The sequence below is a fragment of the Sphingomonas sp. GW821-FHT10C01 genome (assembly GCF_059415525.1).
In genome coordinates this window covers 900,537-924,619 of record NZ_JBWKNK010000001.1, presented here as the reverse complement: position 1 = coordinate 924,619, position 24,083 = coordinate 900,537, and the positions used below count along the sequence as shown (strand labels likewise).

The following is a 24,083-nucleotide window of genomic DNA, read 5'->3' as shown; positions in this document are numbered from 1 at the left end:
TCCGTTTCTGATCGAAACTGATTGTATGAAGTATTTCGAGGACCTGACGGTCGGCGACAAGGCGAGCTTCGGATCGTACGAAGTGACGCGCGAGGAAGTGCTGGAGTTCGCGGAGAAATATGATCCGCAGCCCTTCCACCTGTCCGACGAGGCGGCGGCCAGAACCCATTTCGGGCGGCTGGCGGCGAGCGGCTGGCACACCTGCGCGATGACCATGTCGATGTTCGTCGCGCATATGAAGGCCAATCCCTCTGCCAGCCTAGGCGCGGGCGGGATTGACGAGCTGCGCTGGATCAAGCCGGTCTTTCCCGGCGATACGCTGCGCTGCGAGAACGAGCTGCTCGAGAAGGAGGCGATGGAGAAGCGCCCCGAAATGGGCCGGACGCGCGCGCGCATGACCGTCTATAACCAGCATGACGAGCCGGTGATGAGCTTCGTGGCCCGCGGCCTGGTCGCCCGGCGTCCGGCCTAACTAGTTCGGACGCCGCCGGTCGCGACGGTTCTCGCGGCCCAGCTCGCGCCGATCCTGGCGATACTCACGGTTATAGTCGCGCCGGTCGTCCCGCCGCTCCTCGCGAAACTGGTCGCGAGTCACGCGGCCGTCGCGATAGGCATCCCGGTCACCTCGCCGGTCCCGGCGATAGTCGCGGTCGTCCTGACGTCGGTCACGGCCGAATTCGCGCCAATTGTCGCGGACCTCGCGGCGATCGCCGCGCCAACCTTGGCGGCGCTGCTCCCAATAGCGGCGCTGGCTGTCGTTCCAGCGATACGGGCGGCGATAGCTGTCATAGACATAGTAGCCGGTGCCGGGATAATAATAGTCGCCCTGCCAGCCCCAATAGGGGTTGCCGTAGCTGCCACCATAATAGCCGTCGTCATAATAGCCGCCGCTGCCATAGCCGACCGAGACGCCCGAATAACCATAGCCGTCAGTACAGGCGGAAACCCCAAGCGCCGCCGCCCCGATCAGGCCGGCGGTGAAGATACGCGGGATATGCATGGTCGCTCTCCACGGACGCGTGAAGGCGCCCTTAACCGTCCCGAAACGGCGGAGAGGGCCGCAGGGTTCCCTCAGTGGCCGTCGAAGGCCACGAGGGTAACGACGTCGACCCCTTCCACCCGTAGCGCGTCGGCACCGCCCAGCTCGGGCAGGTCGATCACGAACGCCGCCTGAGTGACCGTTGCCCCCGCCTTCCGCAGCAGCCGCACCGCCGCCCGCGCGGTGCCGCCGGTGGCGATCAGGTCGTCGATCAGCAGCACGCGTGCGCCGGGCGCGAAGGAGTCGGCATGGATCGCGATCCTGTCGGTGCCATACTCCAGCGCGTAATCCTCGGCGATGGTCGCGCCGGGCAGCTTGCCGTCCTTGCGCACCAGCAGCACACCAGCCCCCAGCGCCAGCGCGACGGGCGAGGCGAAGATGAAGCCGCGTGCCTCGATTCCCGCGACCAGGTCGATCGGGCCATCCACCGCGTCGACAATGGCTTCGACCGCGCGAGCAAGCCCCGCGGGGTCGAGCAGTAGCGTGGTGATGTCGCGGAACAGGATCCCGGGCTTGGGGAAATCGGGAATGGTGCGGATCAGCGCGGCGAGATCGTCGGCAAGGGCGGTCACTGGCGGCCTCCTTCAAAAAAGCGAACGGCCCGGGAATCGCTTCCCGGGCCGACGGAGAAAGTGTCAGGCGGAGGAGCTTAGTCCTTCACGTTCCGCCAGATCTGCTTCTTGGCGCCATAAGCGAGGAAGCAGAAGATCACGAGGAAGATCAGCGTGGCGAGACCGGCGGTCTTGCGTGCTTCCATCTTCGGCTCGGCAGTCCAGGTCAGGAACGCCGCAACGTCCTTCGCATAGTTGTCGAGCGTCGCGGCGGTGCCGTCCGAATAGGTCACCTGACCATCCTTCAGCGGCTGTGCCATCGCGAGGTTGAGGGTGTGGAAATAGGGGTTGTAGTGCAGCCCCTCACCCGTCTTCGCCTCCGGGAATTCCTTCACCAGCGCGGCCGGCTGGTTCTGGTAACCCGTCATCAGCGAGTAGATATAGTTGCTGCCGTCCGGACGCGCCTTCGCCATCAGCGAGAGGTCGGGCGGAATCGCGTTGTTGTTCGCGGCGCGCGCAGCGACGTCATTGGCATAGGGCGACGGGAAGCGGTCATAGGGCGCGCCGTCACGGGTCGCCGGCTCACCCGTTTCCGGGTTGATCGACGGAACCTGGAAGCCCTTGGCGATGGTCTTCACCTGGCCTTCGCTATAGCCCAGCGCCTGGAGGTCGCGGAACGACACCAGCCGCAGCGAGTGGCAGGCCGCGCACACTTCCTTGTACACCTGAAGCCCGCGCTGGAGCTGCCGGTTGTCGTACTTGCCGAACATGCCCTCGAACGAGAAGCCCGGCTTCTTGGCGTGTTCGTGGAACTTCGCCTCGACCGTCGCCTTGGGCGGCTCCTTGATCCAGTTGGACACCGTGTCGAAGATGCCGAGCAGAAGGGCGAAGACAAACCCGACGCCGACGATAAATCCGCCAATGCGAACCATGTTATCTCAAGCCCCTTTTATTCGGCAGCCGGCGCGGTCTGCGCAGGCGAGGTGCCGCCCTTGCCGCCCAGCACAGCCTCGGTGATCGAGTTGGGCAGCGGACGCGGGCGTTCCATCGCCGACACGATCGGCAGGATCACGAGGAAGTGCAGGAAGTAGTAGGTGGTCGCGATCTGACCGATCAGGATCACGCCCGGCGTCGGCGCGGCGCCGCCGATGTAACCCAGCACCAGCACGTCGACCAGCAGCACCAGCAGGAACCACTTGTAGGTCGGGCGGTAGTTCGCCGAACGGACCGGCGAGGTGTCGAGCCACGGCAGGAAGAACAGCAGCAGGATCGAGCCGAACATCGCCAGCACGCCCCACAGCTTCGCCGGGAACAGGAAGTCGATCGTGAACGACTTCAGGATCGCGTAGAAAGGCAGGAAGTACCATTCGGGCACAATGTGCGCCGGGGTCGAGAGCGGGTTGGCCGGGATATAGTTGTCCGGGTGACCCAGCAGGTTCGGCGCGAAGAAGATCAGCGTCGCGAACACCAGCAGCGCCACGCCCACACCCACGCCATCCTTGGCGGTGTAATAGGGATGGAACGGCACGGTATCCTGCTCGCTCTTCACCTCGACGCCGGTCGGGTTCGACGAACCCGGAATGTGCAGCGCCCAGATGTGGAGGATGACCACACCCATGATCACGAACGGCAGCAGATAGTGAAGCGAGAAGAAGCGGTTGAGCGCAGCGTTGTCCGGCGCGAACCCGCCGAGCAACCACACGCGGATCGTCTCGCCCACTCCCGGAATCGCCGAGAAGAAGCCGGTGATCACCTGCGCGCCCCAGAAGCTCATCTGGCCCCAGGGAAGGACATAGCCCATGAACGCGGTGGCCATCATCAGCAGGAAGATGACGACGCCGAGCAGCCACACCATCTCGCGCGGCGCCTTGTACGAACCGTACCACAGGCCGCGGGCGATATGGATGTACACCACCAGCAGGAACATCGACGCGCCGTTGGCGTGCGCATAGCGGAGGAACCAGCCGGCGTTCACGTCGCGCATGATGTGCTCGACGCTGTCGAACGCGATGCCGGCATTGGCCGCATAGTGCATCGCCAGCACGATACCCGTGATCAGCTGGAACGTCAGGAACATCCCGGCGAGGACGCCGAAGTTCCAGAAATAGTTGAGGTTGCGCGGCACCGGATAGCCGGCGCCGACGGCGTTGTAGACGAAGCGCGGAAGGGGCAGACGATCGTCCACCCACTTCATCACGGGATGCTTCGGCTCATACTGCTTTGCCCATGGGAAGCTCATGCCAATAGCCCTCAGCCGACCCGGATCGCGGTGTCGGAAATGAATTCATACTCGGGAACGTGCAGGTTCGTCGGCGCCGGGCCGGTACGAATGCGGCCCGCAGTGTCGTAGGCCGAACCATGGCATGGGCAGAAATAGCCGCCGAACGGCCCCTTGTTCTCGCCCTCGCCCGCGCCCAGCGGCACGCAGCCCAGATGGGTGCACACGCCAAGGGTGACCAGCCAGTTCGACTTGCCTTCCTTGGTGCGCTGCGCGAGCGTCTGGGGATCGCGCAGGTCCGAAACCGGCACGGCGTTCGCCTCGTCGATTTCCTTCTGGGTCAGGTTGCGCACGAACAGCGGCTGCTTGCGGAAGGTCGCCTTGACCGACTGGCCTGGCTGGATCGCCGACACGTCGAGTTCGGTGGTCGAGAGCGCGAGCACGTCGGCCGACGGGCTCATCTGGTTGATCAGCGGCAGCGCGACGACGCCTGCGCCAACACCCGCCCAGGCGACCGCACCGATCGCGAGATAGTCACGACGGCGGGGATCGGCCGGCGCGTCGATCGCTCCGTCCTGGGTAACAGCTTCATCATGCGTTGCCATGCATCAGCCCTTGCACTTCATAATTCTGCGCGAATGCGCCTGTAAAAACCGGTGCGGCGAAACGCGCGAACGCAACGCCAAGCCCCCCGGTGCCCCCGGTGGCTGGGCGGCCTGATAGACGGCACATGCCGCATTTGCCAACCGCCTTTTTACCCAGCCCTTCGCCGACTTGCGGCTGACCGCACCGCTGCCCTATCGGGATCGGCATGCGTATTGCCCTGTTCCAGCCCGATATCGCCGGAAATGTCGGCGCCGTCCTGAGGATCGGGGCATGCCTGGCCACGGCGGTCGACCTGATCGAACCCATGGGATTCGCATGGGATGACAAGCGCGTCGCACGCGCGGGCATGGACTATATCGATCATGTCCAGATTACCCGCCATGACGGCTGGGACGCGTTCGAGCGGCAGGCACGAGGCCGAATCGTGCTGCTGACCACCAAGGGCGCGACGCCGCTGCACGATTTCGCCTTCGCGCCCGACGATATCCTGCTGTTTGGCAGCGAAAGCGCCGGGGCCCCCGAGCATGTCCATGCGCGCGCCGATGCGCGCGTCTACATCCCGATGGCGCCAGGGTTGCGATCGATGAACCTGTCGGTCTCGGCCGGCATCGTGCTGGCCGAAGGGCTGAGACAAACCGCCCTATGGCCTTCCCCAACGTCGATCGGCTAGGGGCCGCATATGCTGACCCTCGACGATCAACAAGCCACCGCCCGCGCCTGGTTCGAAGGCCTGCGCGATTCGATCTGCGCGGAATTTCAGGCGATCGAGCGTGAGGCGGGATCGGACGCCGCGTTCGACTATACGCCATGGGATCGCGCCGATCCGTCGGGCGAACCGGGCGGCGGCGGCGTGCGCGGGGTGATGAAGGGCAAGGTGTTCGAGAAGGTCGGCGTCAACGTCTCCACCGTCGGCGGCACCTTCGAGGGCGATTTCGCCAAGACCATCCACGGCGCGGGCGAGGATCCGCGCTTCTTCGCCACCGGCATCAGCCTGGTCGCGCACATGGCCAATCCGCATGTTCCCGCGGTGCACATGAACACCCGCTTCCTGTGCACGACCAAACGCTGGTTCGGCGGTGGCGCCGACCTCAATCCCCCGATTCCCTATGCCGACGACACCGCCGATTTCCACGCGACGATGCAGGCGGCGTGCGACGCGCATGGTCCGGAACATTATCCGCGCTTCAAGCAATGGGCCGACGAGTATTTCTACATCCCGCACCGCAAGGTGCATCGCGGGGTGGGCGGCATCTTCTACGATCACCTCGACAGCGAAGGCGATGCCTGGGACGCGAATTTCGCCTTCACCCAGGACGTCGGCCGCGCCTTCCTTCAAACCTTCCCGGCGATCGTGCGGCGGCGGATGGCAACGCCCTTCACCGAAGCGGACAAGGCCCAGCAGCTCGAATGGCGCGGCCGCTATGCCGAGTTCAACCTGGTCTATGACCGCGGAACGTTGTTCGGACTCAAGACCGGCGGCAATATCGACGCGATCCTGATGAGCCTGCCACCCCTGGCCACATGGAGTTGATGATGCGCCTGACGGCGCATGGCGGCACCAGCCCGCTCCCCCACCCGGCCACCCATGTCATGCTACCGCTGGGTGGCCGGGTGGGAGAGCGGTCTGGTACCGCATCGCGGAGCGCGCGAACATGTCGCTGATCCCCGTCAAGCCGGGCGAGGTGGCGACGATCGTCACCAGCCTCGAGATGCTCGAGCGGCCCCGCCCCCGGCCGCTGCCCGATTCGCCACTGCGGCTGGTGAAGTGGGAAAGACCCTCGCCGGATAAGTACCGCGCGCTGTTCCGCCGCATCGGCGAACCATGGCTGTGGTTCTCCCGCCTGATCATGGACGAAGGCCGCCTGACCGGCATCATCCACGACGCCGCGATCGAGATCTTCGCCGTCATCGACCCGCGCGGCATCGAGATCGGGCTGCTGGAACTCGATTATCGCGAAAAGCAGACTTGCGAGCTGTCGTTCGTCGGCCTCGTCCCCGAACTGGCGGGACAGGGCCATGGCCGCTGGCTGATGGCCCACGCGCTGATGCGGGCATGGCGGCAGGACGTGACACGGGTGTGGGTGCATACCTGCACGCTCGACCACCCATCGGCGCTGGGGTTCTACCGCGCGTCGGGATTCGTACCGTTCAGCCGCGCGATCGAGACGTTCCCCGATCCGCGCCTTTCAGGCCATTTGCCGCGCGAAGCGGCGCCTCATATCCCGTTGCTGGACCCCGCCAGCCGACGATAGGCGGCGATCCGGACCAAGGTGAACGCGGTATGCGCCACGGTCGCGGCGACAACGGGAAGGATAAGCAGAATCTGCGCCCACTCCGCCCCGCCAGCGGCGGCGATCCCTGCCTGCGCGAGGATCAGCAGCACCAGCGCGCCGGCGCCCGCAATCACCGCCACACCGAAGCCTAGGATCGCGATCCGCCAACCATTACCGATGCTGAGACGGAACCCGCGTTCCACCGCCCGCAACAAGCCGCGCTCGGGCTCCGCAGCATAGGCCGCGCCCATCATCCAGGTGCGACCAAAGATATAGATGCCCGGCAGGATGAACAGCGTGAAGCCAAGCTGCATCGCGGCGCCATTGGCGAAGCCAAGCAGCACGAAGGGGAGCAGCCGGACCGCTGTCGCCTGAAGCAGGTCACGCACGGTCTCAGCGCGCTGCAGAAATAGCTTGAGCAGCGCCAGACTGCCGAATTCCAGAGCAATCGAGATCAGCAGCAGCCAGATGAAATTAGCGCCGTAGAAGTCGCGCACCACTTCACGGATCTGATCCTGCGTTGCCTGCTCGGGCAGCGAAATCCCGCTCGCCAGCAACGCCAGCGCGAAGATCGGGAGCAGGTAGAAGACGCCGGCGATACGGACGATCAAGTCACGTTCCGCCCGCCACAGGGCCGCAGCGTCGGCGAGCGCGCTGCCAAACGAAAGTCTCATTACGCTGGGGCAACCTCTCTATCGGTGCGAAGCGCGAGATACAGCTTGGCCGTGAACGCGGCGCCTAGAACGGTGAAGGCGGTCGACACCGCACCGCCGATGATCACGATGAGCACCGTCGCCAGCGACAACCCATCCTCACCCCGCCCGGCGATCAGCGTGATCACCGCACCGAACGCGGTGGTCGCGGCGAGATAGGAAACCCACGCGACGATGGCATAAAGGATCAGCACGCCGATGATCCGCAGCGCCGAGCCGCGGGTCAGCGACCAGCTGCGCGGAATTGCGGACAGCACGCCCTTCTCCCCTACGAGCGCAGGCAGCAGCACAACGAGACGCGCCAGCACCCAGACCATCAACGCCAGCATCACAAGGGCATAGAGCGTCAGCCACAGTGCCGCGCCGGCGGATATCTGCGGCATCGCCCCCGTCGCGCTGGCACTGAGGTCAGCACCGCTCATCACCAGGATGATCCCGGCGGGAATGCTGAGCAGAAACAGCGCGACAAACAGCCCGATCATGACCAGCAGCGCGGCGGGAAGACGGCGCGTGGCGACATTCGCGGCACCCCGGCCGATGGCAGGATCAAGCGCGAGCGCAGTGATCGCGAGTTGCCCCCAGAATGAAACGATCGCGAGCACCACCGAGGCCAGCCCAAGCCCGGCCGCGAGGCCCGGCGTCGCGCCCTGCCCCAGTCCGGACAAGCTGCCGCTGACCGCTGCCGGTACGAACATGGCACCCAGCGCGATCGGCAGCACCGTTCCCGGATTGTCGCTCAGAAACTCCACCGTCCGATCCCAAACGGCACTCATGCTGACCATATGTCACCCCTTGCTCCAGTTCGTTAGCCGATCGCGAAACGACGCGCCACTAGTTGCGAAGCGGCGCGCGGCGGGCCATTTGCGCGCGATGGAGACGAAACGCGGCATCGAATGGCGGGTAGCTGAAGGGCGCGTGCCCTATCCGGAGGCCCTGGCTGAGATGGAGACGCGCGTCGCGGCGATTCAGCAGGGCGAAGCGGGCGAGCTGATCTGGCTGCTCGAACATCCGCCAGTCTATACCGCCGGTACCAGCGCCGATCCCGCCGAGCTGATCGACCCGCGTTTCCCGGTCTTCGCCACCGGACGCGGCGGCCGCTATACCTATCACGGCCCGGGACAACGGATCGGCTATGCGATGCTCGACCTCTCCCGCCGCAACAAGGACGTGCGCTGCTACGTCCATGCGCTCGAAGGCTGGGTGATCGCGGCGCTCGCCGAACTCAACATCAACGCCTTCCGCGCCGAAGGGCGGATCGGCATCTGGACCCGCGACGGCGGGAGCGAAGCAAAGATCGGCGCAATCGGCGTGCGGGTACGACGCTGGGTGACGATGCACGGTTTCGCGGTGAACCTGGCCCCCGATCTCGACGATTTCGGCGGGATCGTGCCGTGCGGCCTGCCCGAATTCCCGGTCACGAGCGCCGCGGCGCTGGGCAAGGATATTTCGCCCGCGACCTTCGATGCCGCGCTCGCGTCCGCACTCCCCGCCTTTCTCGATGCGCTGGGCGGTGATTGCGCCCTCGACAAGCGGGGTTGAGGGGATGGCCCGCACCGACTAAAGTCGCTCCCGGTTTGGGGGATTACCGCATCCGTGCCGCCCCCGCCCATATCTAGGGAGCCTCATACATGCGTGCACTTTTCACCAAGGCTGTTGCCGGTTCGATGATCGCCAGCGCCGCGCTGCTGCTGTCGGCCTGCGGCGAGAAGACCGAGACCACCGCTGACAACACCGCGGTTCAGGACGTGAACGCGACCGATCCGGTGCTCGACGGCACCATGAGCGACAACATGACCATGGTCGATGGCGCCACCGGCAACACGATGGGCATGGCGAACGAGACCGCCCCCGCCGGCAACGAGACCGTCGGCAACGGCATGTAAGTTCGCTTGCGCGAATTCGAGTTCGGGGCCGCGCGGGAAACCGGGCGGCCCTTTCGATTCAAGCCCTTGTAAATCCACGCCTTCTTGTCGGGTCGCGTCACAAGCGGGCAAAAAGCGCTTGGGCACAGGGTAAAAAATCCGTAACCCGGGGACTTATTCGAGTTTGCGTTCAAGAGGGTCAGGATGCTGGTTTCGCGTTTCATGTGCGCGGCCGCGGGAGCGGCGGCATTGTTCGGTGCGGCGCCCGCATCGGCACAATTCTATTTCAAGGGCCCCGACGTCGTCGGTCCGCGCGTCACCGGGGAAGAGCCGGGCATTCTCGCCCAGGCGCTGCCGGGAGCGACGCCAGCTGAGCTGCGCGCGGCGATGGTATGGAACGTCCGCGCCGCGCTCAACGTCGCCGCGCTGCAGTGCCAGTTCGCCAAGACGCTGCTGACGCTGCCCAACTACAACACCATCCTCAAGGATCACGCCACCGAGCTGAATGGCTCCTATGCGACGCTGACCAAATACTTCATGCGCGTGAACAAGACCCCCAAGGCGGGTCAGATGGCGCTCGATCAATATGGCACGCGGGTTTATTCGAGTTTCTCGGCGGTCCACGCCCAGCTCACCTTCTGCTACACGGCCGACGACATCTCGCAGCAGGTGGTCTTCGCCCCACGCGGCCAAGTCGGCGAAGTCGCGGCGCTGCGACTTCGTGAGCTGCGCAACAGCCTGACGAAATGGGGCGAGCACCAGTTTCCCGCCTTCCATTATTACTACGTTCCGGCGTCGGCACCGGTGCCAGTGTTCAGCGACGCGAAGTGCTGGCGCAAGGAAATCTATTCGCCGTCGCGCTGCCAGTCGAAGCGGTAAGCCCCTAACGAAGCCCCAGCGACTTGTGCGCCTGCAAGGTCAGGCGCCATTTCGGCCGTTCCAATGCGAAATCGACCGCCGCCTGGACATTGGCGGCGGCGTTCGCATCGTCCATCGGCTGAACCAGGAAATGGGCGAAGTCCCATTGCTCCAGCACCGCGACGTCGGTCCCCGACTGCGGCCAGACCAGCTTGAGCTCATCGCCGCGGCGCTGGACAACGTCGCTTCCCGCCTTGGGGCTGATGCATATCCAATCGATGCCAGGATGCGCGCGCAAGGTGCCGTTGCTCTCGATCGCGATGCGGAAACCGCGTGCATGGAGCGCATCGACCAGCGCGTCGTCCACCTGCAGCATCGGCTCCCCGCCGGTCAGCACGACGAAGCGACGCTCTGTGCCCACCCCCCAGAACGCCTCGACCGCCGCCGCCAGCGCATCCGCATCGGCGAACTTGCCTCCGCCTAGCCCGTCGGTACCGACAAAGTCGGTGTCGCAGAATTTGCAGACGGCGTCCGCCCGGTCCTGCTCACGTCCCGACCAGAGATTGCATCCGGCAAAGCGCACGAACACCGCGCGCGCGCCGGCATTCACCCCCTCACCCTGCAGCGTGAGGAACATCTCCTTGACCGCATAGCTCATCGTCGGCGCCTATCGCGGGGTTTCGGCATAGCGGGTGGGGTCGGGCACGCCCGCTTCCTCGAACCCCTTGGACCGCAAGCGACAGCTGTCGCACAGGCCGCAATGCATTCCACCCGGCGCCGGATCATAGCATGACCAGCTCAGCCCAAGGTCGAGGCCCAGGCGCGTCCCCTCACGGACGATATCCGCCTTGGTCATGTACTGAAGCGGTGATCGGATGCGGAACGGTTCACCCTCGACCCCGGCCTTGGTCGCTAGTTCTGCCAGCTTCTCGAATCCCTCGATGAACTCGGGACGGCAATCGGGATAGCCCGAATAATCGAGCGCGTTGACCCCGATATACAGGTCACGCGCGCCCGACGCCTCGGCCCAGCCGAGCGCCAGACTCAGAAAGATGGTGTTGCGTGCCGGCACATAGGTGACCGGGATGCCGCCTTCTTCCACCCCGGTCTTGGGCACGTCGATATCGGCGGTCAGCGCCGATCCGCCGAACTGCGACAGGTCCATCGGAAGCACGATGTGCCGCTCGGCACCCAGCGCATGGGCGATCCGTCGTGCGGCGGCCAGCTCGACATGATGGCGCTGATTATAGTCGACCGAGAGCGCCAGAAGGCGATAGCCGTCCGCGCGGGCGCTGGCGGCGGAAACGAATGAGTCGAGGCCGCCCGAAACAAGGGCGACGGCAATCTTGGTGTCGGTCATGGCTGCGGGCTACCGGCTTTGCCGCAGCGCGGCAAGGTCAGCGGGCCGTGGCGGCCTTGCAGGCCCCGGTCCGCCGGCCTTCATACTCCTCGGTGAAGGGCAGACCACGGCTGATCCCCTGCGTCTCAATGCGGACCAGGCGCGGTGTCTCCACCGTCAGGCTCGTGTCGGTCTTGCCCGTCGGACAGGTGAAGCTGATGCGCCCGCCATTCGGGCCATTCTCGACCACGAAATTAGTGCATCCCGCCGAGCGGTCGCGCAGCTGAAGCAGCACGCGCGGATCGGTGACGCAGATCGACCGGGTGCTTCCGTCGGACGCGCGCAGCGTCCACTCACCGCGCTCGATCTGAGCAAGCGCGCTGAGCGTGCCCGACTGGGCGAGCGCAAAGCCCCCGCCCCCGATCGAGAGGGCCAGGGCACCGGCTATGAAAGCGATTCTGCTCATTTCACCGCTCCTCTAGCACGATTCGGCTTTCGATTGGCTGACAATTACAACCGCCAATTGCGGCTGCAGTCAGGCGGCATCCACCGCGATCGGGAATTTTTGCGCGCAAAAGGCGCAATCGACCGTGATCACGCCGTCCTCGGCCATTTCCGCCCGATCCTCCGCGCTGAACTTGTCCAGCACCGATTTGATATAAGACGGGTCGCAACGGCAGCCGCGGACAAGGTCTACCCCACCCTGTACACGGACCTCATCTTCCTCATTGAACAGTCGCCAGACGAGATTCTCCAGCGGGATCGACGCGTCGGCCAGCTCGTCCGCACCCATGGTCGATCCCAGCGCCTCGACATGCTCCCACTCGGGATGGTGCTCGCGCGTATGCAGCCGTTCGCCGCCCTCCTCACCCTCGGGAAGGTGCTGCAGGAATAGCCCCCCGGCAATGCACTTGCCCTGCGCGTCATGGCCGACACCCAGCCGCACCAGCGTCGGGATCTGCTCGGACTGGTCGAAGTAGTTCTCCGCCGCTTCGGCCAGCGATCCGCCATCGAGCGGGACGATGCCCTGATAGCGCTCGCCGCTCGTCGCCTGATCGAAGGTGACGGCCAGATAGCCCTGGTTGAACAGCGCATAGAGCGAGGGGTTATCGCCCAGTTCGGCCAACCGCTCGGCATCGAACTGAACGTAACCGCGCAGTTCGCCGCCCTTATAGTCGCACACCAGCAGGCGGATGATTCCGCCGCCGCTCTGCGCCTGAACCTGGGCCTGCAAGGTGAGCTGACCGCCCGAATCCTTGAGCGTCGATCCGAGCAAGGCCGTCAGCGTCAGCGCTTCGGCCAGCACCCGTTCGATCGGCGCCGGATAGGCATGCGCCGCCAGGATCCGGTCGAGCACCGGCCCCAGCCGCGCGACACGGCCGCGCGCGTGGCGGGCCGGAATCGTGAAGTTGACCGTGCGGTCGAGGTCGGCGGCGGGCATCGTCATTGTCGTATCTCCACCATTCATACCGAACCCGGGATCGGCTGTCGCTGCCGGTCCCGGGTCGGGAAACGAACGGATTGTCGGGTTTCGGCGAATATGGGGAGCCAAGTCCCCGGTTCAACTCGCCGCCGATATCACCCGATCTGGCCGAAACACCAGCGCAGCACCGCCTTCTGGGCGTGGAGACGGTTCTCCGCCTCCGGCCAGATCAGCGATTGCGGCCCGTCGATCACCGCGTCGGTCACTTCCTCGCCACGATGCGCGGGCAGGCAGTGGAGGAACTTCGCGTCGGGCTTGGCCTGCGCCATCAGCGCCTCCGTCACCTGATAGGGTGCGAGCGCGGCGAGCTTCACGTCCGCATGCGCCTGACCCATCGAGATCCAGGTGTCGGTAACAATGATATCGGCGCCCGCGACCGCCTCGACCGGATCGTTGACGGTGCGCGCGCGGCCGTTGCCCAGCGCCATCGCCTCCTCGGGTAGCGCGAAGCTCTGCGGACAGGCGGCGACCACGTCGAAATGCATCAACCCCGCCGCCTCGACGATCGAGGCGAGCACATTGTTGCCGTCGCCCAACCACGCGACCTTGAGGCCGGGCAGCGCCTTGCCGCTCTCCAGAATGGTCTGGAGATCGGCCATGATCTGGCAGGGGTGGCTGTCGTCGGTCAGGCCGTTGATCACCGGGACGGTGGCGTACTGCGCCATTTCGAGCAGCTTGGCGTGGTCGTCGGTGCGGACCATGATCGCGTCGCAATAGCCCGACAGGACGCGCGCGGTGTCCGCCACCGTCTCGCCTCGCCCGAGCTGGCTGGTGGCGGCGTCGAGCACCACCGCGCTGCCGCCGAGCTGGCGGATCGCCATCTCGAAGCTGACGCGGGTACGGGTCGAATTCTTCTCGAACACCATGGCGAGCGTGCGACCCGCGAGCGGGGCGTCGGCGTCAACCGTCCCCTTGGGCAGGCCGGCACGGGCACGCTTGCGGTCGATCGCATCGGCCAGAATCGCGGCGACGCCATCGGCGCCCGCGTCGGAAAGCGACAGGAAGTTACGATAAGTCATGTTGTGGCTCCCCCGTCACCGCCGGTGCCGCGCCAACGGCACCGGCGGGAAGGAATCAATCGTCAGCGGGCGGCACGTAGCTGCGCGCGCCGGCGCTCAGCTTCTCGATGCACTCGGAGATATGGCTGTCGTCGATCACCAGCGGCGGAAGGACGCGGAACACGTTCTCGCCCGCGGCAACCGTGAGCAGTCCGTGATTGTCGCGCAGATGCGCCACGAAATCGCGCGCCACCGCCGGTTCCTTGAGCTTGACGCCCAGCATCAGCCCCTTGCCGCGGATCTCGTCGAACAGATGATCGTGATTGGGAATCAGCTGCTCAAACCCCGCACGCAGGCGCTCGCCCATCTGCTCGACGCGCTCGAAGAAGCCCGGCTCCAGCATCACGTCGAGTACCGCCTGCCCCGCCGCCATGGCGAGCGGGTTGCCGCCATAGGTCGATCCATGGGTACCGAACACCATGCCCTTGGCCGCTTCCTCGGTCGCGAGGCAAGCGCCGAGCGGGAAGCCGTTTCCGATCCCCTTCGCCGCGGTCATGATGTCGGGCGTGATGCCGTAATGCTCATAGGCCCACATCTTGCCGGTACGGCCATAGCCGCACTGGATCTCGTCCAGGATCAGCAACAGGCCATGCTCATCGCACGCCTTGCGCAGGCCCTGGATGAACTCGACCGTGCCTGCGGTCATACCGCCTTCGCCCTGCACCGTTTCGACCAGGAAACCCGCGGTCTCGTCGTCGATCTTGGCGATCGCGCCCTCGAGATCGTTGAACTTCACATAGTCGAAGCCCGGCAGCAGCGGCTCGAACCCGTCGCGCATCTTGGGCTGGTCGGTCGCGCTGATCGCGCCGATCGAACGGCCGTGGAAGGCGTTCTTGAACGTGATCAACTTGTGCCGCTGCGGGTTGCCGTTGACAAAATGATAGCGGCGCGCGGTCTTGATCGCGCACTCGATAGCCTCGACGCCCGAATTGGTGAAAAACACCGTATCGGCGAAGCTGTTGTCGACGATGCGCTGCGCCAGCGCCTCACCCTGCGGCGAACCGTAGAGGTTGGAGACGTGCATCAGCGTCGCGGCCTGCTCGGCGATCGCCTTGGTGAACTGCGGATGGCCATGGCCCAGCGCGTTCACCGCGATCCCCGCGGCGAAGTCCAGATATCGTTCCCCTCGTTCCCCGATCAGGTAGCAGCCCTCGCCTCGCACCGGACGCACTTCACACCGCGGGTAGACGGGCATGAGTGGGGTGATCGACATTGACTGTTCCTCCTTACAAAAAACTGGGGTTAGGCTCCGGAAACAACAAAGGCGGCCCAACCGGACCGCCCGGAGCGGGGATTTACGAGCGGAAGGGGCGTGCGGTCAACACCTCGCGACAGGGTACGGGAAACTCTTCCCGCACCCCCGCCCGCGACCTCAATCGTCCCAGCGATCGCGGCGATCGTCATCCCAGCGGTCCCGCCGTTCCTCGCGCCATTCCCGGCGCAACCGGTAAATCAGTCGGTCGGCACGTTCGTCGACCCTTTCGCGTTCCCGGCGCGAATAGCCATCGCGACGATAATCCGCCTCCAGCTCATGGATATCGCGCAGCTCGCTGCGATAACGGCGCACCTCGCCGCGCGACAGGATGCCGCGCTGGATCGTGCGATCGAGCATCCAGGACGCCCGGCGCAGCGACTCACTGCGATGGCCCCATCCACGATCCCGATCGTCATGCCAGCCGCGCCCGCCACGATCGCCGCCGTCCCATTGCTGCGCAGCCGCCGGCATCGCCGCCACCGCAAACCCCGCCAGCGCCAGTCCGATCATCAGTTTACGCATACCCATCGCCTCCTCAGTCGATGGAAACGGCGTAGTTGCGCAAGCAGAACGAAAAGCTGAACGCGGCTGACAGCGCCCGTTCAGCCTTATTTTCAGCTTCGCGTCTTCCAGCCCGAGCGCAGCAGCGCGTAGCAGGCGAACCCAAGCACCGCATTCAGCCCCAGGATCACCGCGCTGCCAAGCACGATCGGCGAATCGGCGACACCCAGGAATCCATAGCGAAAGCCCGAGATGATGTAGAAGAACGGGTTGGCGTGGCTGATCGCTTGGAAGGTCGGGGCGAGTTTGTCGACCGAGTAGAAGGTCCCCGACAGCAGCGCGAGCGGCGCGACCACGAAGTTGGTGACCGCGGCCGCGTGATCGAACTTCTCCGCCCAGATCGAGGTCATCACGCCCAACAGCGACAGGAACAGTGATCCCAGGAAACCGAACCACAGGATCGCCCATAGATGGTGCGGCATCACACTGACACCCGGCCACAGCGCCATCGCGAGCCACACGGCCGATCCGACACAGAAAGCGCGGGTGACGGCGCCCGCGCATAGCGCCGCGAGCAGTTCGCCGGTAGAAAGCGGCGGCATCAGGTAATCGACGATCGTCCCCTGGATCTTGCCGACCAGCAGCGAGAAACTGGCATTGGCGAAGGCGTTCTGAAGCATCCCCATGACGATCAGGCCTGGGGCGATGAAGTCGGCGAAGTGAATCGGCTTTCCGTCCAGCGTCACGGTGCGTCCGCTGCCGCCCAGGGCGACCGTGAAAACAACGAGGAACAACAAGGTGGTAACCGCCGGCGCCCAGATGGTCTGGAGCTGCACCTTGAAGAAACGGCGCACCTCCTTCACATATAGCGTCCAAAGCCCTCCCCAATTGACGTTGCGAATCACCGGGACGCCGGGGGCGGCGATAGTTGTTTCTTGCACGCGGGGTTGTTCGGTCATGGTTAGGCCGGGTAATGGCTCCCGCTGCCCCCCGCAACGGGGATGATGAAGGACGTTTGAATGAGCTGGACCGACGAACGGATCGAGACGCTGCGCAAGATGTGGGACAGCGGCCTGACCGCAACCCAGATCGCCGAGGAACTGGGCGGCGTCAGCCGCAATGCCGTGATCGGCAAGGCGCATCGCCTCGGCCTCGCCTCGCGCCCCTCGCCCGTGAAGCCCAATGCGCCCGAGGCGAAGGCTGCCGCTGCCGCGCCCGCCGCCGAAACCGCTCCGGCCCCACGGCCCGCGCCTGCGCCGAAGCCGGTGCCCGCACCGCCTGTCGCCGCGGCACCCGCACCGCGCGAGTCGGCGCCTGTCGCCGATACGCCTGCGGAGCCCGCACCGGCGAAGCCCTCAGGCCCGGTGCTGCGCTCGGTCGGCCCCGGCGGCTTCATCCGTCAGAACCCCGGCGAGCAGGCGCCTCCGATCTCGCCGGCCCCGCCGCGTCGCCTGGTTCCCGCCAAACCGAGCAAGGAGATCGAGGGCAAGACCAGCCTGCTCGATCTCAACGACAAGGTCTGCAAATGGCCGCTCGGCCATCCGGGTGAACCGGACTTCCACTTCTGCGGCGACAAGGTGAATCCCGGCTTCCCCTATTGCGTCGCGCATTGCGGCCACGCCTATCAGGCACAGCTTCCGCGCCGCGACCGCCGTCCGCCGCCGCCGATGCCCTATGGCGGTCCCCGCGTCCGCTAAGGTCCGCTAGGTCACCTTCGGCGCACTGACCGATACCGGTCGGGGCGCGAAGGCGATGTCGCCATTCGCCGATACCGCGAAGCGATAGGCCTCGTTGGTCCCGCGTTCGCCCGAATGGGTGAAGGCGAGTACGCGCATGCCGTCGGTGCGGACGTGGATGATACCGTAGTTGGTCCGCTCGAACCCGAAATAGACGGGTTTCTCGCCCGCCCCCGGATCGAGGTCACGCGACGGGCCCCGCATCGCGAAGAACGCCGCCAGCTCCGTGCAGAAGATCACCGCCGGAGTCGTCCGCGACGCCTTGCCCAGCGCCGCCATCAGCGTTGCGCGGGGGTGGATATGCTCCTTGGCGCTACTCTCGTCGCCTGACGAGATCATCGACACCACCGCGCCAACCTCCTTCAGAAACTCCATGTCGAAGTCCGCGGCACCGTGGTGCGGAGTCTTGAGGATCTCCGACCGCAATGCCGCATCGGGCAACGCCGCTCGCATCCGCGCCATCGCTTCCTGGTTCATGTCCCCGGTGAACATGAAACGCACATTGCCGTAGCGCAGGCGGAAAGTGATCGAATGGCCATTGATCGTGTGGCTTTCCGACCAACTCCCCTTGCCCCGCGGCGGAAAGGTGCCCAGCATCATGTCGGCGTCATTGGGCGGGCTACGCAGGAAGCGCAGCCCCGGCCCGGCGGCTGTCGGCTCGCTGATCGGACCCAGCAGTTCGACCGCAACCCCCTCATCCCGCAGAAAATCGAACGCGTCGGTGCTGAGGTGGTCGATCCGCCGGCGCACCATAGGCGCCCCGGTCAACGCCTGCGTCCGCGCGTCCCATGTCTCGAGCGCCTTCACCCAGGACCTGAAATGCTTGTTGCGCTCGGCCTCGGGTACATTAGCGGGATCGTCGACCAACCCCGTGACGAACGGCACCCCGTCCACCTCGGTCGTCGCACCCAGCATCTCCAGATCCTTGCGCGCCTTGCCGTCGGGCTTCTTCCCCGGCCGTTTGACCATGCCATTATGGTAATAGCGCAGCGGTGCGATGAAGAGCCGCTGCCGTTCGTCGATTCCGTCCTCGGTCTCGGTCCCCTGCAGAATGTTGAGTCCTTCGAAATGATCGGCGTCGCCATGGGTAACGAGCGACAGGTCGACCTTGAGCGGATCGGCGGCCGTGGTACCGCGAAAACGGAAGGCCGCATGGCGCGCGAACAGCTTGTTGTCGCCGCCGTCGATGAAGATCGTCTTGCGTCCCGGCGTGTCCAGGATCAGCCCGTCGCCCTGCTGTACGTCGATCATCGACAGGCGCAGCAGCCCGGTATCGCGGAACTTCGCCGAGGATTTGACCAGTCCCTCCCGCCGCACCTTGCCGCCATGTTCCAGCGCCCTGATGCGATGCCCTGCGGCGCTGGTGGAGACTAGTTCGACCTCATCCCCCCAGTACAGATGCCAGATGCTGCCGTCGTCGCAGCGCATGTCGACAAAGTCATCGTCCAGAAAAGGCATGACACTTTCCCCCGAAACAACGCCATCGCGCCAAATGTAGCGCAAATCGATGACAGGCTTGCTTCGAATCGCCCTGCCCATGACGCGAGATGCGTACAGCCATCATGCCACGAAGCCACTACCAGCCTTCGATAACAACCCCATGAGCGTAACACAAAACATCGATGAACAAGCACAGTTTACCGCTCGATAAGTAATGGCTGATAGTAAAGCCGAGTGATTGCTCGGCTAAAACCCTCTCACATCTCCCTGCCCTCGATCCAGATCGGGCTTGTTCTGGCGAGCCTGCTCGCCACCTCCTTCTATCCCGCCGCAAAGGGGCCGATGGCGCTGATCGCGCTCGACGGCCGCGATGCGGGAACATTGGCGGCCCTCGCGATCGAACGCGGCGCCGCGCTTCGGGGCCGCGGACCGCGCCCCAACATCCTGATCGTCGACGGTCAGCGCGACCGGCTCTTGTGGCCGATGCTGGCACGCGGCGTCCTCGTCATCGCCGCGCCCGAAGACTGGTGCGGCGCGGAAAGGAAGCGAACATGACCCCACCCGAGGTGACGTTGCTCCGCCTGCATGGTGTACGGATCCTCGTCGCTTCGAGTTGGGCGGTCATTCTATTCATCGCGCTCGCCGCCACTCTTGTCGCCAACGAAAAGGCGCTTCCCGTGCTGGCCATGGGCACCGGCGCCACCCTGCTACCCACCTGGATGGCATTGCATCAGCGCACCGACCGCGCGGCGCGGATCACAATCGGCACGCTGGCGGCGATCCTGCCCGCGCTCGGCGTCTATGCGCTCGCCGGTTACAGCTGGCAGATGGACGCCCATATGTATTTCTTCGTGGCGCTCGCGGCGTTGACGATCCTGTGCGACTGGAGCGTCATCGTCGTCGCTTCAGCGCTGATCGCGCTCCACCATCTGATCCTTCAGTTCATCGCGCCGGCCTGGGTTTTCTATGACGGCAGCGGGCTTGGGCGGGTGATCTTCCATGCGACCGCGGTGGTGATGCAAGCGGCAATGCTCATCTTCCTCATCCATGTGCTGCGCGGCCTGATGCAGCGTCAGGCCGATGCGCGGCTGGCCAGCGAGCGCGTGGCCGAGGATGCCGAGGCGCGCCGGGGCGCCGCCGAGAACGCGATGACCGCCGCTGCGGAGGCGTCACGCCACGAAGCCGAGGAACGCAAACGCCAGGCAGAGGTGGAACGCGCCGCCGCCGCGCGCGCGCAAATGCACAAGCTGACGCTCGATTTTCAGGACAACGTGTCAGGCGTGGTCCAGGCGGTGGGCGACGCTGCCGCGGAGCTCGACGGCCTCGGCCACGCGCTGCTCGACATGGCGCGACGTGGCAGCCGCGAATCGACCGACACCGCAAGCCGTGCGACCCAGGCCTCGGCAAGCGCGGATATTCTCGCCGAGCGACTGCACGACATGGCGGCGTCGATCACCGCGATCGCCGCGAGCGCGGATCAGCAGGCCCGTCGTAGCGATGACGCCAACAGCATCTCGGCGGCTGGGCGCGACGCCGTCCGCATCCTGACGGAACAGTCGCACAGCATCACCGGCTTTGCCGACTCGATCCACAATATCGCGGCCCACACCAACATGCTGGCGCTTAACGCGACGATCGAGGCGGCACATGCCGGCGATGTCGGCCGCGGCTTCGCGGTGGTCGCGCATGAGGTGAAGCTGCTCGCCGGGCAGGCCGCGACCGCGACGCACGAAATCCGTCAGCTCGCCGGATCGGTCGATACGGGCGCCGATGTCGCGCAGGACGCGCTCACCCAGATTTCGGCGATGGTCGCGGATCTCGCCACCGCCGCCAACGCGATCCGGAGCGCGGTCGAAACCCAGCGCCAGACCGCCGCCGCGATCGAGCTGTCCGCGCGCGACACCGCGCTCGGGGTCGAGGCAATGGCCGATCGGGTGGTCGAGATCGCCTCGATCGCCAGCGAAACAGAAACGCTTTCGGACCGCGTCGCCGGCGCCGCCCGCAGCCTCTCGGCAACCGCCCGCCGCCTTGACGACGCGACCCGGCAGTTCGTCACGGGAATCGCCGCCGCCTGAGGGTATCTCCGGAACCGGCAACAACCCCGCTCCACAGGGCGCATCCCAAAACACGAAGAAAACGGCCGGCGGATCGCTCCGCCGGCCGTTGCCCTCGCTCACAAGCGACTTAGAAGCGGAACGCCGCCGTCGCGCGAAGCGAATGCATGTCGAACCGGTTCTGGCTGCGCGCGAAATCCGCGCCGCCCGCCAGCACGAACGGGTTGGTCGCACCGGCGGTACCGGTGCCAACGTTCACCCGCGCATCGTCGTCATTGTAGCGGCTGTAGAGATACTCGACACCGAGCGAGACGTTCTTGCTCAGCTTCTGCTCCAGGCCACCGCCCGCCTGCCAGCCCCACGCATGGTCCTTGCCCGAAAGCGCGAACGAGTTCGTGGTGTTGCTGGTGGTGAAGCTGTGGTCGATCTTGGCATAGGCGCCACCACCGGTCGCATAGACCAGGGTCTTCGGGCCGACCGTGTAACCGGCACGGGCGCGCAGCGCCGCGTTCCAGTCAAGCTCACGCGTCATGGTGTAGAAGGCCGGGGTGGTGCTGAACGCCGAAACGCTGTCGCGCACTTCCGACTTGCCGAATTCGGCGACCGCGCCAAGCACGACCTTGCCCATCTGCTTGTCGAAACCGAGGCGGGCATAATATTCGACGCCGTCCTTGTCGTTCTTGCACGCAAGGTTGGCGGTCGAGGTCGCCGCGCCGTTGCAGAAGCCGGGCGCGAAGGCGTTGCCGCCGCCCGATGTCGCGATCGTATCCCCGAAGCTGCCGTTGCGGCCCGCGTCGAACAGGATCGATTCGCCGACGTCATTCTTCTGGGTGGTGAAGCCGACCGAGCCGCCGATGTAGAAACCGGTGAATTCGTCGCCGGTCGCGGAATCCTGGGCATAAGCCGGGACTGCGGCGACAGCGAGGGTCAGGGCGCCGGTGGCGGCGCCCAGTAGGGTACGCATACGCATGTTGGGGGTACTCCATTCGTTACTAGCGGCGGGATAACGAGCGATTGCGCCATTCTATCCCGCGCTTCGTCCGAAAGCGGCGCGTGTGTTGCATTGCAGCAACAGCCCCGCTTGCCCGCACCCTGTGGAACGATATAGCAACAGGCGATGTCCTCCGATCTGTTCCAGCCCTCGTCCGCCCCGTCCGCCAACACCTATGACGCCTCGTCGATCGAGGTGCTCGAGGGGCTGGAGCCGGTCCGCCGCCGTCCCGGCATGTATATCGGCGGAACCGACGAGCGCGCGTTGCACCACCTTGCCGCCGAAGTGCTCGACAATGCGATGGACGAGGCGGTCGCGGGCCATGCCAACCGGATCGAGGTCACGCTCGACGTCGGCAACCGACTGACCATCACCGACAATGGCCGCGGCTTCCCGATCGATCCGCACCCGAAGTTCCCGGACAAGTCGGCGCTCGAGGTGATCCTCTCGATGCTCCATTCGGGCGGCAAATTCTCGGGCAAGGCCTATGCGACCTCCGGCGGTCTGCACGGCGTCGGCATCAGCGTGGTCAACGCGCTGTCGGTCGATACGGTGGTCGAGGTAGCGCGCGACAAGCAGCTCTATCGCCAGCGCTTCAGCCAGGGCCAGACGCTGGGTCCGCTCGAGCATCTCGGTGGCACCCCCAACCGGCGCGGGAGCCTGGTCAGCTTCACCCCCGATTCCGAGATTTTCGGGGAAATGAACTTCAAGCCCGCGCGGCTGTACAAGCTCGCCCGATCCAAGGCCTATCTGTTCGCGGGCGTCGAGATCCGCTGGAAATGCGCGCCCGAGCTGATTTCGGACGACACCCCGGCCGAAGCGGTGTTCCAGTTCCCCGGCGGCCTCGCCGATCACTTGAAGGAACAGCTCGGCACGCGCGAGGGCGCGACCGCGGAGTTCTTCTCGGGGACCCAGGAATTCCCGGACTCGCAGGGCCGGGTCGAGTGGGCGGTGGCCTGGCCGCTGTGGAGCGACGGGTCCTATAGCTGGTATTGCAACACCATCCCCACGCCCGATGGCGGCACGCACGAGCAGGGGCTGCGTCAGGCACTGGTGCGCAGCATCCGCGCGTTCGGCGAACTGGTCGGGCAGAAAAAGGCCAAAGACATCACCGCCGACGACATCATGGTCGGGTCGGAGCTGATGCTCTCGGTCTTCATCCGCGAACCGCAATTCCAGTCGCAGACGAAGGATCGCCTGACCTCGCCCGAAGCGACGGCTTTGGTCGAAAAGGCCGTGCGCGACCATTTCGACCATTTTCTCGCCGACCGTATGGACCGCGGCAAGGCGTTGCTCGGCTATGTCCTCGAGCGCATGGACGACCGCCTGCGCCGCAAGCAGGAGCGCGAGGTCAAGCGCAAGACCGCGACCAGTGGCCGCAAGCTGCGCCTGCCCGGCAAGCTCACCGACTGCTCGGCCGACGATCCCGCCGGAACCGAGCTGTTCATCGTCGAGGGCGACTCGGCCGGCGGCAGCGCCAAGCAGGCACGCGACCGCAAGACTCAGGCGATCCTCCCGATCCGCGGCAAGATCCTCAATGTCGCATCGGCAACCAGCGCGAAGATCGGCGCGAATAGCGAAATCGCCGACCTGATCCAGGCGCTGGGCTGCGGGACCCGCAAGGACTGCCAGCCCGACAGCCTCCGCTACGAACGCATCGTCATCATGACCGACGCCGATGTCGACGGCGCGCATATCGCGACGCTGCTGATGACCTTCTTCTTCCAGGAGATGCCCGACATCGTCCGCCGCGGGCACCTCTATCTCGCCCAGCCGCCGCTCTACCGCCTCACCGCCGGCACCAAGTCGCTCTACGCCCGCGACGATGCGCACCGCGCCGAGATCGAGGCGACCGCGTTCAAGGGCCGCAAGGTCGAGGTTTCCCGCTTCAAGGGCCTGGGCGAGATGAACCCCGGCCAGCTGCGCGAAACCACGATGGACCCGAAGACCCGCAGCATGATCCGCATCACTTTGCCCCAGGAATATGAGGAACGCGCGGGGGTGAAGGATCTGGTCGACCGGCTGATGGGTACCAACCCCGCGCACCGCTTCGCCTTCATCCAGGAAAATGCCGCCCGGCTCGACGAGGAAGCGATCGACGCCTGA

The 24,083-nt window shown here is 65.5% G+C and carries 28 protein-coding genes; 11 read left to right on the top strand and 17 right to left on the bottom strand.

From position 1 onward, the window contains the following. Positions 1 to 25: 25 nt before the first annotated feature. Entirely contained in the window at positions 26 to 472 is a 447-nt protein-coding gene (locus tag AC07M1_RS04470) for a MaoC family dehydratase (RefSeq protein ID WP_495161361.1), read from the top strand. Here AC07M1_RS04470 and AC07M1_RS04465 read toward each other — a convergent pair whose 3' ends face one another. The 5 genes from AC07M1_RS04465 to petA form a co-directional block, all read right to left on the bottom strand. Continuing rightward, a complete protein-coding gene (locus AC07M1_RS04465) occupies positions 473 to 1,000 on the bottom strand; it encodes a hypothetical protein (RefSeq protein ID WP_495161360.1) in 528 nt (175 codons plus the stop codon). It abuts the gene before it with no gap. A gap of 71 nt (positions 1,001 to 1,071) precedes the next feature. Further along, the gene (locus AC07M1_RS04460) at positions 1,072 to 1,611 is read right to left on the bottom strand and encodes an adenine phosphoribosyltransferase (RefSeq protein ID WP_495161359.1); all 540 of its coding nucleotides are present in this window, start codon (positions 1,609 to 1,611) and stop codon (positions 1,072 to 1,074) included. 77 nt (positions 1,612 to 1,688) lie between these two features. Further along, positions 1,689 to 2,522: a cytochrome c1 gene (locus tag AC07M1_RS04455; RefSeq protein ID WP_495161358.1), complete on the bottom strand. Its 834-nt coding sequence runs from the start codon at positions 2,520 to 2,522 to the stop codon at positions 1,689 to 1,691. 17 nt (positions 2,523 to 2,539) lie between these two features. Next, positions 2,540 to 3,829, bottom strand: a complete 1,290-nt coding sequence (locus tag AC07M1_RS04450) for a cytochrome b (protein ID WP_495161357.1) — start codon at positions 3,827 to 3,829, stop codon at positions 2,540 to 2,542. A gap of 11 nt (positions 3,830 to 3,840) precedes the next feature. Further along, complete coding sequence (petA, locus tag AC07M1_RS04445) at positions 3,841 to 4,413, bottom strand: ubiquinol-cytochrome c reductase iron-sulfur subunit (RefSeq protein WP_495161356.1); 573 nt, start codon at positions 4,411 to 4,413, stop codon at positions 3,841 to 3,843. Positions 4,414 to 4,619: 206 nt separating this feature from the next. Between petA and AC07M1_RS04440 the strand changes: the two genes are divergently transcribed. The 3 genes from AC07M1_RS04440 (at position 4,620) to AC07M1_RS04430 (ending at position 6,666) form a co-directional block, all read left to right on the top strand. Then, positions 4,620 to 5,084: a tRNA (cytidine(34)-2'-O)-methyltransferase gene (locus tag AC07M1_RS04440; RefSeq protein WP_495161355.1), complete on the top strand. Its 465-nt coding sequence runs from the start codon at positions 4,620 to 4,622 to the stop codon at positions 5,082 to 5,084. A gap of 9 nt (positions 5,085 to 5,093) precedes the next feature. Then, the gene (hemF, locus tag AC07M1_RS04435; protein WP_495161354.1) at positions 5,094 to 5,945 is read left to right on the top strand and encodes an oxygen-dependent coproporphyrinogen oxidase; all 852 of its coding nucleotides are present in this window, start codon (positions 5,094 to 5,096) and stop codon (positions 5,943 to 5,945) included. Between the two features lie 121 nt (positions 5,946 to 6,066). Next, positions 6,067 to 6,666 carry a GNAT family N-acetyltransferase gene (locus AC07M1_RS04430; RefSeq protein WP_495161353.1) on the top strand — a complete coding sequence of 200 codons (600 nt, stop codon included), beginning with the start codon at positions 6,067 to 6,069 and terminating at the stop codon, positions 6,664 to 6,666. On the opposite strand, the gene AC07M1_RS04425 is transcribed toward AC07M1_RS04430, so the two are convergent. Further along, positions 6,630 to 7,361, bottom strand: coding sequence for a hypothetical protein (locus AC07M1_RS04425; RefSeq protein WP_495161352.1), 732 nt, complete (start codon positions 7,359 to 7,361; stop codon positions 6,630 to 6,632). The two genes, AC07M1_RS04430 and AC07M1_RS04425, sit on opposite strands and share 37 nt — an antisense overlap. Beyond that, positions 7,361 to 8,173, bottom strand: a complete 813-nt coding sequence (locus AC07M1_RS04420) for a hypothetical protein (protein WP_495161351.1) — start codon at positions 8,171 to 8,173, stop codon at positions 7,361 to 7,363. Before AC07M1_RS04420 ends, AC07M1_RS04425 begins: the two co-directional genes overlap by 1 nt. A 97-nt stretch (positions 8,174 to 8,270) precedes the next feature. Here AC07M1_RS04420 and lipB point away from each other — a divergent pair, with 97 nt between their 5' ends. The 3 genes from lipB (at position 8,271) to AC07M1_RS04405 (ending at position 10,141) form a co-directional block, all read left to right on the top strand. Continuing rightward, on the top strand, positions 8,271 to 8,939 hold the full coding sequence (lipB, locus tag AC07M1_RS04415; protein ID WP_495161350.1) for a lipoyl(octanoyl) transferase LipB: 669 nt from the start codon (positions 8,271 to 8,273) through the stop codon (positions 8,937 to 8,939). A gap of 89 nt (positions 8,940 to 9,028) precedes the next feature. After that, positions 9,029 to 9,283, top strand: coding sequence for a hypothetical protein (locus AC07M1_RS04410; RefSeq protein WP_495161349.1), 255 nt, complete (start codon positions 9,029 to 9,031; stop codon positions 9,281 to 9,283). 183 nt (positions 9,284 to 9,466) lie between these two features. Beyond that, entirely contained in the window at positions 9,467 to 10,141 is a 675-nt protein-coding gene (locus AC07M1_RS04405; RefSeq protein WP_495161348.1) for a hypothetical protein, read from the top strand. 4 nt (positions 10,142 to 10,145) lie between these two features. On the opposite strand, the gene queE is transcribed toward AC07M1_RS04405, so the two are convergent. The 8 genes from queE to AC07M1_RS04365 all read right to left on the bottom strand — a co-directional run bounded on the left by queE (position 10,146) and on the right by AC07M1_RS04365 (position 16,715). Further along, on the bottom strand, positions 10,146 to 10,778 hold the full coding sequence (queE, locus tag AC07M1_RS04400; RefSeq protein WP_495161347.1) for a 7-carboxy-7-deazaguanine synthase: 633 nt from the start codon (positions 10,776 to 10,778) through the stop codon (positions 10,146 to 10,148). A 9-nt stretch (positions 10,779 to 10,787) separates the two neighbouring features. Beyond that, positions 10,788 to 11,480, bottom strand: a complete 693-nt coding sequence (gene queC / locus AC07M1_RS04395) for a 7-cyano-7-deazaguanine synthase QueC (protein WP_495161346.1) — start codon at positions 11,478 to 11,480, stop codon at positions 10,788 to 10,790. Between the two features lie 37 nt (positions 11,481 to 11,517). Further along, positions 11,518 to 11,925 (bottom strand): hypothetical protein, encoded by a 408-nt coding sequence (locus AC07M1_RS04390; protein ID WP_495161345.1) that lies wholly within the window; start codon positions 11,923 to 11,925, stop codon positions 11,518 to 11,520. A 69-nt stretch (positions 11,926 to 11,994) separates the two neighbouring features. Then, on the bottom strand, positions 11,995 to 12,906 hold the full coding sequence (locus tag AC07M1_RS04385) for an Hsp33 family molecular chaperone HslO (protein ID WP_495161344.1): 912 nt from the start codon (positions 12,904 to 12,906) through the stop codon (positions 11,995 to 11,997). A gap of 131 nt (positions 12,907 to 13,037) precedes the next feature. Beyond that, on the bottom strand, positions 13,038 to 13,961 hold the full coding sequence (argF, locus tag AC07M1_RS04380) for an ornithine carbamoyltransferase (RefSeq protein ID WP_495161343.1): 924 nt from the start codon (positions 13,959 to 13,961) through the stop codon (positions 13,038 to 13,040). Positions 13,962 to 14,016: 55 nt separating this feature from the next. Further along, the gene (locus AC07M1_RS04375) at positions 14,017 to 15,213 is read right to left on the bottom strand and encodes an aspartate aminotransferase family protein (RefSeq protein ID WP_495161342.1); all 1,197 of its coding nucleotides are present in this window, start codon (positions 15,211 to 15,213) and stop codon (positions 14,017 to 14,019) included. A gap of 159 nt (positions 15,214 to 15,372) precedes the next feature. Then, positions 15,373 to 15,777 (bottom strand): hypothetical protein, encoded by a 405-nt coding sequence (locus AC07M1_RS04370; RefSeq protein WP_495161341.1) that lies wholly within the window; start codon positions 15,775 to 15,777, stop codon positions 15,373 to 15,375. Positions 15,778 to 15,869: 92 nt separating this feature from the next. After that, positions 15,870 to 16,715, bottom strand: a complete 846-nt coding sequence (locus AC07M1_RS04365; RefSeq protein WP_495161340.1) for an ABC transporter permease — start codon at positions 16,713 to 16,715, stop codon at positions 15,870 to 15,872. A gap of 60 nt (positions 16,716 to 16,775) precedes the next feature. Between AC07M1_RS04365 and AC07M1_RS04360 the strand changes: the two genes are divergently transcribed. Then, positions 16,776 to 17,453: a GcrA family cell cycle regulator gene (locus tag AC07M1_RS04360; protein WP_495161339.1), complete on the top strand. Its 678-nt coding sequence runs from the start codon at positions 16,776 to 16,778 to the stop codon at positions 17,451 to 17,453. A 6-nt stretch (positions 17,454 to 17,459) separates the two neighbouring features. On the opposite strand, the gene AC07M1_RS04355 is transcribed toward AC07M1_RS04360, so the two are convergent. Next, entirely contained in the window at positions 17,460 to 18,950 is a 1,491-nt protein-coding gene (locus AC07M1_RS04355) for a ComEC/Rec2 family competence protein (RefSeq protein ID WP_495161338.1), read from the bottom strand. Between the two features lie 216 nt (positions 18,951 to 19,166). Between AC07M1_RS04355 and AC07M1_RS04350 the strand changes: the two genes are divergently transcribed. Both AC07M1_RS04350 and AC07M1_RS04345 read left to right on the top strand, forming a co-directional pair. Beyond that, the gene (locus AC07M1_RS04350; RefSeq protein ID WP_495161337.1) at positions 19,167 to 19,487 is read left to right on the top strand and encodes a hypothetical protein; all 321 of its coding nucleotides are present in this window, start codon (positions 19,167 to 19,169) and stop codon (positions 19,485 to 19,487) included. Beyond that, entirely contained in the window at positions 19,484 to 21,007 is a 1,524-nt protein-coding gene (locus tag AC07M1_RS04345; protein ID WP_495161336.1) for a methyl-accepting chemotaxis protein, read from the top strand. The genes AC07M1_RS04350 and AC07M1_RS04345 overlap by 4 nt, the downstream gene beginning before the upstream one ends. 109 nt (positions 21,008 to 21,116) lie before the next feature. Here AC07M1_RS04345 and AC07M1_RS04340 read toward each other — a convergent pair whose 3' ends face one another. Beyond that, on the bottom strand, positions 21,117 to 21,956 hold the full coding sequence (locus AC07M1_RS04340; RefSeq protein ID WP_495161335.1) for an outer membrane protein: 840 nt from the start codon (positions 21,954 to 21,956) through the stop codon (positions 21,117 to 21,119). A 147-nt stretch (positions 21,957 to 22,103) separates the two neighbouring features. On the opposite strand from AC07M1_RS04340, the gene parE reads away from it, so the two are divergent. After that, positions 22,104 to 24,083 carry a DNA topoisomerase IV subunit B gene (gene parE, locus AC07M1_RS04335; RefSeq protein WP_495161334.1) on the top strand — a complete coding sequence of 660 codons (1,980 nt, stop codon included), beginning with the start codon at positions 22,104 to 22,106 and terminating at the stop codon, positions 24,081 to 24,083.

Bases quoted from the DNA above. Each gene is read 5' to 3' on its own strand.
- lipB (WP_495161350.1), top strand. From the start codon at position 8,271: ATGGAGACGAAACGCGGCATCGAATGGCGGGTAGCTGAAGGGCGCGTG.
- AC07M1_RS04365 (WP_495161340.1), bottom strand. From the start codon at position 16,715: ATGACCGAACAACCCCGCGTGCAAGAAACAACTATCGCCGCCCCCGGC.
- AC07M1_RS04440 (WP_495161355.1), top strand. From the start codon at position 4,620: ATGCGTATTGCCCTGTTCCAGCCCGATATCGCCGGAAATGTCGGCGCC.
- queE (WP_495161347.1), bottom strand. From the start codon at position 10,778: ATGAGCTATGCGGTCAAGGAGATGTTCCTCACGCTGCAGGGTGAGGGG.
- AC07M1_RS04420 (WP_495161351.1), bottom strand. From the start codon at position 8,173: ATGAGTGCCGTTTGGGATCGGACGGTGGAGTTTCTGAGCGACAATCCG.
- AC07M1_RS04370 (WP_495161341.1), bottom strand. From the start codon at position 15,777: ATGCGTAAACTGATGATCGGACTGGCGCTGGCGGGGTTTGCGGTGGCG.
- AC07M1_RS04470 (WP_495161361.1), top strand. From the start codon at position 26: ATGAAGTATTTCGAGGACCTGACGGTCGGCGACAAGGCGAGCTTCGGA.
- parE (WP_495161334.1), top strand. From the start codon at position 22,104: ATGTCCTCCGATCTGTTCCAGCCCTCGTCCGCCCCGTCCGCCAACACC.
- AC07M1_RS04450 (WP_495161357.1), bottom strand. From the start codon at position 3,829: ATGAGCTTCCCATGGGCAAAGCAGTATGAGCCGAAGCATCCCGTGATG.
- AC07M1_RS04345 (WP_495161336.1), top strand. From the start codon at position 19,484: ATGACCCCACCCGAGGTGACGTTGCTCCGCCTGCATGGTGTACGGATC.
- AC07M1_RS04465 (WP_495161360.1), bottom strand. From the start codon at position 1,000: ATGCATATCCCGCGTATCTTCACCGCCGGCCTGATCGGGGCGGCGGCG.
- AC07M1_RS04425 (WP_495161352.1), bottom strand. From the start codon at position 7,361: ATGAGACTTTCGTTTGGCAGCGCGCTCGCCGACGCTGCGGCCCTGTGG.
- AC07M1_RS04385 (WP_495161344.1), bottom strand. From the start codon at position 12,906: ATGACGATGCCCGCCGCCGACCTCGACCGCACGGTCAACTTCACGATT.
- AC07M1_RS04360 (WP_495161339.1), top strand. From the start codon at position 16,776: ATGAGCTGGACCGACGAACGGATCGAGACGCTGCGCAAGATGTGGGAC.
- AC07M1_RS04340 (WP_495161335.1), bottom strand. From the start codon at position 21,956: ATGCGTATGCGTACCCTACTGGGCGCCGCCACCGGCGCCCTGACCCTC.
- AC07M1_RS04390 (WP_495161345.1), bottom strand. From the start codon at position 11,925: ATGAGCAGAATCGCTTTCATAGCCGGTGCCCTGGCCCTCTCGATCGGG.
- AC07M1_RS04455 (WP_495161358.1), bottom strand. From the start codon at position 2,522: ATGGTTCGCATTGGCGGATTTATCGTCGGCGTCGGGTTTGTCTTCGCC.
- queC (WP_495161346.1), bottom strand. From the start codon at position 11,480: ATGACCGACACCAAGATTGCCGTCGCCCTTGTTTCGGGCGGCCTCGAC.
- petA (WP_495161356.1), bottom strand. From the start codon at position 4,413: ATGGCAACGCATGATGAAGCTGTTACCCAGGACGGAGCGATCGACGCG.
- AC07M1_RS04410 (WP_495161349.1), top strand. From the start codon at position 9,029: ATGCGTGCACTTTTCACCAAGGCTGTTGCCGGTTCGATGATCGCCAGC.
- AC07M1_RS04430 (WP_495161353.1), top strand. From the start codon at position 6,067: ATGTCGCTGATCCCCGTCAAGCCGGGCGAGGTGGCGACGATCGTCACC.
- AC07M1_RS04405 (WP_495161348.1), top strand. From the start codon at position 9,467: ATGCTGGTTTCGCGTTTCATGTGCGCGGCCGCGGGAGCGGCGGCATTG.
- AC07M1_RS04355 (WP_495161338.1), bottom strand. From the start codon at position 18,950: ATGCCTTTTCTGGACGATGACTTTGTCGACATGCGCTGCGACGACGGC.
- argF (WP_495161343.1), bottom strand. From the start codon at position 13,961: ATGACTTATCGTAACTTCCTGTCGCTTTCCGACGCGGGCGCCGATGGC.
- AC07M1_RS04375 (WP_495161342.1), bottom strand. From the start codon at position 15,213: ATGTCGATCACCCCACTCATGCCCGTCTACCCGCGGTGTGAAGTGCGT.
- hemF (WP_495161354.1), top strand. From the start codon at position 5,094: ATGCTGACCCTCGACGATCAACAAGCCACCGCCCGCGCCTGGTTCGAA.